The sequence below is a fragment of the Corynebacterium sp. HMSC076C10 genome (genome assembly GCF_001812455.1).
In the GTDB taxonomy this organism is placed as follows: domain Bacteria; phylum Actinomycetota; class Actinomycetes; order Mycobacteriales; family Mycobacteriaceae; genus Corynebacterium; species Corynebacterium jeikeium_D.
The window spans coordinates 173463-183746 of the sequence record NZ_KV809157.1 but is presented as its reverse complement, the minus strand read 5'-3'; the positions used below and the strand labels follow the sequence as shown (position 1 = coordinate 183746).

General features: G+C 59.3%; 9 protein-coding genes. 2 read left to right on the top strand and 7 right to left on the bottom strand.

The window, feature by feature from the left end:
- From HMPREF2857_RS09835 to mqo, 5 genes are all read right to left on the bottom strand, one after another.
- A partial coding sequence (locus HMPREF2857_RS09835) for a cobyrinic acid a,c-diamide synthase CobB (protein ID WP_070644069.1) occupies positions 1 to 1040 on the bottom strand: 1040 nt, incomplete at its 3' end.
- Positions 1034 to 1654, bottom strand: a complete 621-nt coding sequence (gene cobO, locus HMPREF2857_RS09830) for a cob(I)yrinic acid a,c-diamide adenosyltransferase (protein WP_042389270.1) — start codon at positions 1652 to 1654, stop codon at positions 1034 to 1036. The genes cobO and HMPREF2857_RS09835, both read right to left, overlap by 7 nt.
- Positions 1635 to 2312, bottom strand: a complete 678-nt coding sequence (locus tag HMPREF2857_RS09825) for a vWA domain-containing protein (protein ID WP_241482132.1) — start codon at positions 2310 to 2312, stop codon at positions 1635 to 1637. Before HMPREF2857_RS09825 ends, cobO begins: the two co-directional genes overlap by 20 nt.
- A gap of 106 nt (positions 2313 to 2418) precedes the next feature.
- Positions 2419 to 3570, bottom strand: a complete 1152-nt coding sequence (locus HMPREF2857_RS09820; RefSeq protein WP_070644023.1) for a magnesium chelatase ATPase subunit I — start codon at positions 3568 to 3570, stop codon at positions 2419 to 2421.
- Between the two features lie 93 nt (positions 3571 to 3663).
- The gene (gene mqo, locus HMPREF2857_RS09815) at positions 3664 to 5160 is read right to left on the bottom strand and encodes a malate dehydrogenase (quinone) (RefSeq protein WP_049170803.1); all 1497 of its coding nucleotides are present in this window, start codon (positions 5158 to 5160) and stop codon (positions 3664 to 3666) included.
- A 163-nt stretch (positions 5161 to 5323) separates the two neighbouring features.
- Here mqo and HMPREF2857_RS09810 point away from each other — a divergent pair, with 163 nt between their 5' ends.
- Both HMPREF2857_RS09810 and mtr read left to right on the top strand, forming a co-directional pair.
- Positions 5324 to 6364 carry an alpha/beta hydrolase gene (locus HMPREF2857_RS09810; RefSeq protein ID WP_069358761.1) on the top strand — a complete coding sequence of 347 codons (1041 nt, stop codon included), beginning with the start codon at positions 5324 to 5326 and terminating at the stop codon, positions 6362 to 6364.
- Between the two features lie 82 nt (positions 6365 to 6446).
- Entirely contained in the window at positions 6447 to 7871 is a 1425-nt protein-coding gene (gene mtr / locus HMPREF2857_RS09805; protein WP_141752754.1) for a mycothione reductase, read from the top strand.
- Here the strand turns inward: mtr and HMPREF2857_RS09800 are convergent.
- A complete protein-coding gene (locus HMPREF2857_RS09800) occupies positions 7868 to 9331 on the bottom strand; it encodes a cobyric acid synthase (protein ID WP_070644018.1) in 1464 nt (487 codons plus the stop codon). The genes mtr and HMPREF2857_RS09800 overlap by 4 nt on opposite strands.
- Positions 9332 to 9334: 3 nt before the next feature.
- Positions 9335 to 10246 (bottom strand): type I methionyl aminopeptidase, encoded by a 912-nt coding sequence (gene map, locus HMPREF2857_RS09795; protein ID WP_070595122.1) that lies wholly within the window; start codon positions 10244 to 10246, stop codon positions 9335 to 9337.
- Positions 10247 to 10284 lie beyond the last annotated feature (38 nt).

Sequence of the window (10284 nt, the reverse complement as noted above, 5' to 3'; positions counted from 1 at the left end):
CCACCGAGATCTTCAAGCAGCCAGAGCAGCCCCGCGCATTCGCCGTGAATCAGCGCACCATCATCGGCAGCCTGACGTAGATCGCGGCGAATGTCATCACGAATAGATAGCGCGTCGGCATGCTCTTCCGGGAATCCACCGGGCACGATGTAGCCTTCGGCTTCCGGCAGTTCGTCAACCAATGGGTCGAAATCCACGACCTCGGCTCCAGCGGCCTGCAATAGCTCACGGTGCTCTGCATAGGTAAACGAGAACGCAGGACCCGCCGCGACCGCCACGCGCACGCGGCGATTAAGAGCCAGCGGTGCAACGAACTGTGCAGGGTCCCATGGTTCGGCTGGATAGGGCTGCCGGGCAAGCTGGATAATCCGGTCGATGTCGATGTAGGTCTCCACCAAGTTGGCCATCGATTCAATGACCGCTTCTAGCTGCTCACCCTGCTCGACCGCAGTGACCAGCCCCAAATGCCTGCTGGGCACCTCAATATCAGTCACTCGCGGAATAGCACCGAGCACCTCGACCCCCATGGCCTCCACAGAACGGGTAATGATGTCCGCATGCCGCGGGCTGCCCACCTGATTAATAATCACGCCACTGACACGGACGTCAGTGCGAAGCGTGGAGAAACCGTGGACAACAGCCGCAGCCGACTGCGACATATGCCGGGCATCAATCACCAACACCACCGGAAGTCCCAACAGCGAGGCAATCTCAGCCGTCGACCCCTCCACCGATAGCGGGTCGTCACCAATGCGGCCGTCGAAAAGCCCCATAACCCCTTCGACCACCGCAATATCGCTGTCGGCAGCTCCATGTGCGTAGAGCGGCCCAATCATCTCAGGCGCGCACATAAAGGAATCCAGATTGCGCCCGGGACGACCAGCGGCTACCCCGTGATAGCCAGGATCAATATAGTCGGGTCCGACTTTGAAAGGTGCCACCGCGTGACGGCGCGACAGTGCACGCATCAGCCCCGTGGAGATTGTCGTCTTTCCCGTGCCTGAAGCTGTCGCCGCGATGACAATTCCAGGCGCTACCACTCGATGCCCTTTTGTCCCTTACGTCCGACATCCATCGGGTGCTTAATCTTGGTCATCTCCGTCACCAGATCCGCGACCTCCACGAGCTTCGGATCCGCATCGCGGCCAGTCATCACCACATGCTGGCGGCCGGGACGGTTCCTCAATGTCTCCACCACATCGTCGACATCAATCCAACCCCACTTGATTGGGTAGGTGAACTCGTCGAGGACGTAGAAGTCGTGCACCTCATTTTCCAGGCGGCGTTTAATCTCCTGCCATCCCTCGGCAGCAGCTGCCGCATGGTCCTCCTCAGTGCCCTGCTTACGCGACCAAGACCAGCCTTCTCCCATCTTGTGCCATTCGACCGGGCCGCCTTCCCCCGTGTCGTCGTGAAGCTCGCCCAATCGGCGCATGACAGCTTCCTCGCCAACCTTCCACTTTGCCGACTTCACAAACTGGAAGACACCGATATTCATCCCCTGATTCCACGCGCGCATCGCCATACCGAATGCCGCGGTGGACTTGCCCTTACCTGGGCCCGTATGCACCGCAGTAATCGGAATCATGCGACGCTGCCTGGTGGTCAGTCCATCGTTGGGAATTGATTTGGGGTCAAGCTTTCCTTGTGCCATGGTCTCGATGATAGGCATGGACCACGCCCGCCACGGCTTCGGCATTGAGTTCGGAGAGATTTATGCAGGTCGCACCCAATTCCACGCTGAGTTCCTGTGCCAGCCCCAGCCGCACGCGAGAGCGCTCACAGTCGATAACCACCGTCGCCGCCAACGCTTGACGACGGATCTTTGCGGCCACAGCCCTCGCCTGCTGCAGGCCATTTTTACCCGTTGCTCGGCCGTCGGAGAGCAAGACCATGATTGCGCGCCGTGTGGGCTCCCTATGGGCTTCCCGAACTACCACTTCGTGTGCCTTCAGCAATCCTTCGGCCAATGGAGTTCGGCCACCAGTGCGGACATCTGCGAGGCGACGTACTGCGGTGTCGATAGACTTCGTCGGCGGTAAAACTAATTCGGCGTTATTTCCGCGGAAAGTAATAACAGCGACTTTGTCGCGGCTTTGGTAGGCATCACGCAGCAGCGAAGTGACCGCGCCGGTGACGGCTGCCAGTCGGTCGCGTGCTGCCATGGAACCCGAGGTGTCCACGACAAAGACGACCAGATTGGACTCCGTTCCTTGTCGGATAGCGCCGTGAACGTCCGCCGGTTCCAGGGGAATCATGGAGTCGCCCATGCGGACGCCACGATTGGCCGCCGCCAGCACTGTCGCCGGCACGTGAAGACCATGGCCTCCCCGCTCGGCACCAATGGTGCTGCCCCGCGGGCCAATGGCCTTGGAACGCCGACCGGAATCCCCTTGACCGACACCGTCGACGCTGATTTTACGAACGGCGAAAGGGGGCGCCTTCAGCGGCGCGACCTCCCTTCGATCCCGAGGAATTCGACTGTTGTGGCTCCTGAGGTTCGGAGTTGGAGTCGAACTGGGAGACCTGCTCAGCATCGGGCTCTGGATTCGACTCCGGACTTGACTCTGGCCGATTCTGGTCATCTCGGAACTGCTCCTCTGCATCCTGCAGAGCATCGTCGAGCTGTTCCTGGTCCAGTCCTGGTTCATCAAAGGGGTCACGGCGACGACGGTGCGGCAGTGCCATTTCCGCAGCTACCTTAATGTCTTCCGCAGTGATCTCAATTGGATTGCCGGGCGCCGGCTGCGCCGACTCGTCCCCGGCTACTCGCCAGGCAGCGTGAGCGCGGGCGGTACGTGCAATGACGATGTCGGCACGCATCCCGTCCACATCAAAAGCAGCGCACACAGTGGCAATTTGACCGAGAATGCTGGGAGCCAATTCAACGTCGTCAAGCAGTGCGCGTGCGCGATCGATGCGGGCGTGCAGTGCCTCGTCGTCGGCGGCGAACCGCGTGACAAAGCTCTCCGGGTCGGCGTCAAAGTCGAGCCGGCGGGCGATGATTTCCGCGCGGACAACCGGATCCTTGGATGCGGTGACGTCGATGGCGAGACCAAAGCGGTCGAGAAGCTGGGGACGCAATTCGCCCTCTTCCGGGTTCATCGTGCCGACCAACACGAACCTGGAGGTTGCGGAGTGCGAGATGCCATCGCGTTCAACAACCACGCGACCGGTGGCTGCGGCATCGAGCACGGAGTCAACGAGATGATCCGGCAGCAGGTTAATCTCGTCGACATAGAGAATGCCACCGTCAGCCGCGCTGAGTAGTCCCGGATTGAACTGTGCGTGTCCGGTAGTCAGGACGGTCTCCACATCGATGGAGCCTACGACTCGATCTTCCGTAGCGCCGAGTGGCAGGTTTACCAACGATCCGCTGAGAAATGGCGCCAACGCGCGGACCGTAGTGGTCTTGGCTGTGCCCTTCTCACCGCGGATGACGACACCACCAATCTCCGGGGATAGCGCGGTCAGAATCAACGCAAGCTGTAGTCTCTGCTGCCCGACGATCGCAGTAAAAGGAAAAGTGGGCTCTGTTTGTGCAGTGGTCGCTGACGTGATTTTTTCCATAAGCACAGTTCTACCCCACTGCAAGCGGATGGCTCACAGCGGGGTAGAACAATGTTGGCTTAATTGAACTCTCTGAAGCTCTTCAGCGAGTTACTAGCGCTCCAGCTTCAGGGTCTTCTGGGAAGCCTCCCAGACCTCCTTGAACAGAGCCGGGTCATCAGCCAGGTGCGTACCGTAGGACGGGACGAGCTCCTTCAGCTTCGGGGCCCACTTGCCCATGTGACGGCCGAAGCAGCGCTCAATCAGGCTAATCATCACAGCCGGAGCGATGGAAGCGCCCGGGGATGCACCCATCAGGCCGGCAATGGTGCCGTCCCACGAGTTGATGACCGCGGTACCGAACTCGAGGGTACCGAAGACCGGAGCCTTCATCGGCTTAATGACCTGGACGCGCTGACCAGCGACGATCAGCTCCCAGTCCTCTGGGCGAGCGTTCGGGACGTACTCACGCAGGGACTCAATACGTGCGTCGAAGTCCTTCAAAACCTCAGTAATCAGGTACTTGGTCAGCCCCATCTCCTGGACACCAACACCCATCATGGACGGCAGGTTGGCCGGACGCAGAGACTTAATCAGGTCCAGGTTGTTACCGTTCTTGAGGAACTTCATGTTCCAACCGGCGTACGGGCCAAAGAGCAGGCCGCGCTTGCCGTCGATAACACGGGTGTCCAGGTGCGGAACGGACATCGGCGGCGTGCCGACGGAAGCCTTACCGTAGACCTTGGCGTCATGCTTAGCAATGACTTCCTCGTTGGTGCAGCGCAGCCACTGGCCGGAGACCGGGAAGCCACCGAAACCGCGAATCTCGTTAATACGAGCCTTCTGCAGCAGCGGCAGTGCGTCACCGCCGGCACCGACGAATACGAAGTTGGCAACCAGGGTGCGAACGTCCTTGGTGTGCAGGTTCTTCACGGTGACGATCCACTTGGAACCGTCGCGCTTCAGACCGGTGACCTCGTGTCCGTAGCGAATCTCAGTACCCATATCGGACAGTGCGGCCAGGTACTGCTTGGTCAGTGCACCGAAGTTAACGTCCGTACCATTCGGGTTACGAATAGCGGAGACCGGCTTGGAGAAGTCACGACCCTCGGACATCAGCGGAAGGTACTCAGCGAAACGGTCCGGATCCTCAATGAGCTCCTGACCGTGGAACAGTGGCTCCTTCTCAAGTGCCTCATAGCGACGACGCATGAACGCCATCTGCTCCGGACCCTGAGCGAAGGTGGTGTGATCAACTGGGTTGATGAATTCCTTCGGGTCAGTCAGGGTGCCGTTTTCAATCAGCGAGGTCCACAGCTGGCGGGAAACCTGGAACTGCTCATTAATGAGCTTAGCCTTGGTGACATCGACCTTGCCGTTCTTCTCCGGCGTGTAGTTCAGCTCGCACAGAGCAGAGTGGCCGGTACCAGCGTTGTTCCACGGGGAGGAAGACTCCTTGGCGGGCTGATCGAGACGCTCGAACAGAACCTGTGACCAGGATGGCTCGAGCTCCTTGAGCAGCACACCCAGCGTCGCACTCATTACACCTGCACCAATGAGGACGACGTCTACCTCGTCGCCACTGGAAGCAGGAAGCTTGTTATCAGCCATTTTGCTGTCAACATCCTTACTAACTTGATTAGTGATTCAAACTAGCGCTCGCTCACATGCGCGCACACAACTAAAGACGCAAAAGAGAGCTACCGTCTCAGTCCATAATCTATTGTGGCACACATTCCCACTACCCCCGGTAATCGGCGCTAGGCTTGACCCTGTGACTACCGATATTCCCGATTTCGTTACCCCCACCTTTAACCCCGATAACCTAGGCGAAGACTACAGTCAACATGTCATCGAACTCGGCCAGGATCCCGACGGTGAGGGATCCGTACACGCGGTATTGGTCCGCTACTGCCCCGACTCGTCGGCAAGCGACTTCCAAACGCGTCCGGCGGTTCTATGGATTCACGGGATGTCGGACTATTTCTTCCAGAAGCACGTAGCGGAACGGTACCACGCCGAAGGCTACGCCTTTTACGCTATTGACCTGCGTAAGTGCGGGCGCGCGCACCAACCTGGGCAGACTTGGCATGGCTGCAGCGATCTGACGAATTACTTCGAGGATCTCAACAGGGCACTCGCAGTGTTAGACCACGCCGGTCATACAACTGTCACTGTTAATGCGCACTCCACTGGTGGTCTCATTGCCGTGCTCTGGCTCGATTGGTTACGAAGCACAGGCGGCCATTGCCCGCAAGCACCCAATATTTCCGTCACAGCTGCCGTCTTGAACTCACCGTGGCTGACTCTGCACGTTTCCCGGGCAAAGGCTCCCGTGTACTCGCTGGTGACTCGTGTTATGTCGCGGATTCGCCCCAACAGTCTTATTCCAGTGCAGTCTGCGGGCGGCTATGGAAAATCCATTAGCGCCGACCACCAGGGACGCTGGGAGTACAACCGCACTTTCAAGCCGCTGGCTGGCCATGACAAGAACTGGCGTTGGCTCAATGCCATCATCGTCGGCCAGCAACGTGTCAGCCGCGGTATCGATACCGGCGTGCCGACGCTCGTTCTCCACTCGGACAACTACCTTCTCGGTTCCGACTACACACCGGAACTCAGCCGCGTTGACTCTGTCCTCAACACTGAGCAAATTGCCGATGCCACTGCCCACTTGGGACCGCAGGCTCGCAACGTCGCGATTCCGGGTGCTCTCCATGACGTCTACCTTTCCGCACCCGAAGCACTAGACCGCGCTTTTAATGAGACATTCCAGTTCCTTGCCACAGTCAATCCAGGAGACAGCTCAAAATAGGAGCACAGAATAGGAACTCGGAATAAATCAGCATTCAGTACGGTTGAACCAAACTAGTTTGACCAGAATGCTAGGAGTGCTTGTGACCACTGAGAATTCGCCTGAAACTACCCCACGCCACTACGACGTCGTCATTATCGGAACCGGGTCCGGCAATTCCATTCCAGCCCCGGCCTACGACAATGTCCGTATCGCTCTGGTGGAGGAAGGACGTTTCGGGGGTACTTGCCTCAACGTTGGGTGTATTCCCACCAAGATGTTCGTTCTGGCCGCTGATGCCGCCCGCAACATCCGCGAGGCCAGCCGCCTGGGCGTGCACGGCACCTTCGACTCCGTTGATCTCAAGCAAATCCAGGATCGCGTTTTTGCCCAGCGCGTCGACCAGATTGCCGACGGCGGCGAGGCATACCGCCGCGGGGACGAGACTCCCAATATCGATGTCTACGACCGCCACGCAACGTTCGTCGGCCGCCGCACTATTCGCACTGGCATCGGCGAGGAAACCGTCGACATCACAGCCGACAACATCATCATCGCTGCAGGCTCCCGCCCTCACGTTCCGGGCCTCATCGCAAACTCCGGGGTGGATTACTACACCAACGAGAACATCATGCGCGTCGACAAGCTCCCGCGCGAAATGATCGTCGTCGGCGGCGGCTACATCGCTAGCGAGTTCGCGCACGTCTTCGCATCCTTCGGCACGAAGGTGCACATGCTGGTGCGCTCCGATGTCATGCTGCGTGGCTCAGACGCCGCTATCTCCGAGCGCTTCCATGAGGTTGCCGCCCGCGACATTGACATCCGCATGAACACCTCCATCACTGCGCTCTCCCAGGAGGGCGAGATCGTCACGGCCACGCTTGACGACGGCACGGAGCTCGCAGCCGATGCCCTGCTCGTGGCAACCGGACGCATCCCCAACGGTGACCGTATGGACCTTGCAGCCGGTGGTGTGAAGATGCACGACGATGGTCGCATCAAGGTTGACCAGTACGGCCGCACCTCTGCCGAAGGTGTGTGGGCGCTGGGCGATGTCTCTAGCCCGTACCAGCTGAAGCATATTGCCAACCATGAGGCCAAGGTTGTCTTCCACAACGTGCTGAACCCGTCCGACCTGCGGGCATTTGACCACCGCTACATTCCGTCCGCAGTCTTCTCACATCCGCAGATTGGTCAGGTCGGTATGACCGAGGACGAAGCTCGCGCCTGGGCTGCGGAAAATGGCACGGAGATTACCGTGAAGGTACAGAACTACGGCGATGTCGCCTACGGCTGGGCGCTGGAGGAACGCGACGGCTTTGCCAAGTTGATTGCCGACCGCTCCACCGGCCGCCTGCTGGGTGCGCACTTCATCGGCGAGCAGGCTGCCACTCTAGTGCAGCAGTGCATCCAGATGATGAGCTTCGAAATGGATGTGCGCGAAGTTGTCAAGGGCCAGCACTGGATCCACCCAGCACTGCCAGAGCTGATTGAAAACGCAATCCTGGGCCTGGAGTTCGATAACTAGCCCAGCTGTTCAATACCTGTGGCCTGGGCCAATGCGGGCCCAGCCAGGTACTTCTCGACTGCATTGGCCAACAGGTCGACCTGCAGCAGCCGTTCTCCGGCAAACGAAGTATTAGGACTGACCTCAAAGCCGTCCCGACCGACGGCAACTGCAACTTCCATCAGCAACTCACGGCGCGCCTGATCATTTTCCAGGTAGCCGTGGCGGTGCGTGCCCATCACCATGCCACGCCGCGCCCCTTCTTCAGGCTCAGTGATAAAAGGCGCCTCGCTGCTTCGCACAACCTGTCCATTGTGGACTTCGTAAGAGCCATCCGGGTGGCTCACCAGCGTCTTCGTCCCCGCGAATTCAATGTCGGTATCGAACACGCCAAGCCCGTTCACTGTCCCGGCTACCGACTCCACCGAGTCAGTGATGGTGGTGCAGAGCATTTGGAACCCACCGCAGATGCCAATCAGCGGCAACCCCCGGGCAGCTCGGTTCTCCAGTACGTCGTCAAGCCCACGCTCGCGCAACCACTTGAGATCGGCGACCGTCGACTTCGTCCCGGGCAACACGACCAGGTCGGCGCGAGCAACGACCGACGGATCGACCGTCCACTGCACGTGTACCCCTGGTTCACAGGCAAGCGCTTCGATATCGGTGGCGTTGGACACGCGCGGCAAGCGAATGGCGGCCACGGACAACGTTTCCGTACCCAGCGGTGCGTTCGCCGGCCCTACCGACGCACCAGCGACTGTGCCGAGCGAATCCTCCGCATCGATCCACAGCCCCGGAATAAAAGACACTACGCCGAGTACGGGCACGCCGGTGTGCTCGCGCACCACGTCCAATCCCGGTGTCAACAGCGAAACATCGCCCCGGAACTTGTTGACGATAAAACCGGTAATCCGCGCGCGGTCTTCGCGGCTCAAAATTGCATGCGTGCCGACGAAATGTGCAAGCACCCCACCGCGGTCAATGTCACCGGCGACCACAACCGGCAGATCAGCGAGCTCTGCCAACCCCATGTTGGCAATGTCTGACTCTCGCAGATTGACCTCGGCAGGACTACCAGCGCCTTCGCACAAGACGACATCGAACTGCCCCCGCAGCTCTTCCAATGTCTCCGCAACTACTCCGCGCAGCGCTTTTCTCCGCGACCGGTACGTCAGAGCGCTCACATGCCCATCGGCCTTGCCCTTCACCACCACCTGACTAGTGTGGTCCGAGCCCGGCTTGAGAAGCACCGGGTTAAAGGAGACATCCGGCTCCAGACCACAGGCGAGCGCCTGCAGAGCCTGCGCGCGCCCAATCTCGCCGCCGTCGAGCGTGACAGCGCAATTGTTGGACATGTTCTGTGCTTTGAAGGGTGCGACCTTCACGCCGCGGCGCGCGAGCAGCCGACACATGCCGGCGACCAGAACCGACTTACCGGCATCTGAGGTGCAGCCGGCAATCAGAGCTGCAGGGGCCTGCACGGGTTAGGCCTCGGGCTTCCAACCAGTTTGGAACTGACCTGGCACGTTCTGCTCATCCGGCAGAGTGAGGATTTCATAGCCGTCGGAGGTCACCAACACCGTGTGCTCGAACTGGGCGGTGAACTTGAAGTCATCATTCTGCACAGTCCAGCCATTATCCCAGATGTGGTACGGCAGCTCACCGAGGTTAATCATCGGCTCAACAGTCAATGTCATGCCCGGCTCGAAAATAGTGTCCTGGCTCGGCTCATCGTAGTGCAGGACAATCAAACCATTGTGGAACGTGGTACCGACACCGTGACCGGTGAAGTCCCGAACGGTGTTGTATCCAAAACGCTTAGCGTAAGACTCGATTACGCGGCCGATGACATTAATCTCACGGCCCGGCTTGATGACCTTAATGCCGCGCATGGTGGCGTTGTAAGTGCGCTCCACTAGCTGGAGGTGCTCCTCCGAGACATTGCCCGCGAGGAAAGTCGCGTTGGTGTCGCCGTGGACACCGTTCTTGTATCCGGTGACGTCGACATTGACGATATCGCCGTCTTCAATAACCTGAGTATCCGGAATACCGTGGCAGACAATCTCATTAAGAGACACACAGCACGACTTCTCAAAACCGCGGTACCCCAGCGTGGACGGGTAGGTGTCGTGATCCAACAGGTACTCGTGCACCACCCGGTCAATCTCATCCGTGGTCACGCCCGGAGCTACGGCCTTGCCGGCCTCCACCAACGCGTTGGCAGCAATGCGAGAGACCTCTCGCATATTTTCAATATCTTCCGGAGTCTGTACCAGCGGCTCGCCGACGCCTTCCTGAACCTCGTCCTTCCAGGCGTACTCCGGCCGTTCAATATGTGCCGGAACAGTGCGAATTGGCGTGGACTTTTGCTGAGTAAGTGGAGAACGCTGAGTCATGGAACATACTCTACCCCTACCCCCGGATTAGCCTTTCG

Excerpts from the sequence above, each read along its gene's own strand:
- cobO (WP_042389270.1), bottom strand. The coding sequence starts at position 1,654 with ATGGCACAAGGAAAGCTTGACCCCAAATCAATTCCCAACGATGGACTG.
- HMPREF2857_RS09820 (WP_070644023.1), bottom strand. The coding sequence starts at position 3,570 with ATGGAAAAAATCACGTCAGCGACCACTGCACAAACAGAGCCCACTTTT.
- mqo (WP_049170803.1), bottom strand. The coding sequence starts at position 5,160 with ATGGCTGATAACAAGCTTCCTGCTTCCAGTGGCGACGAGGTAGACGTC.
- map (WP_070595122.1), bottom strand. The coding sequence starts at position 10,246 with ATGACTCAGCGTTCTCCACTTACTCAGCAAAAGTCCACGCCAATTCGC.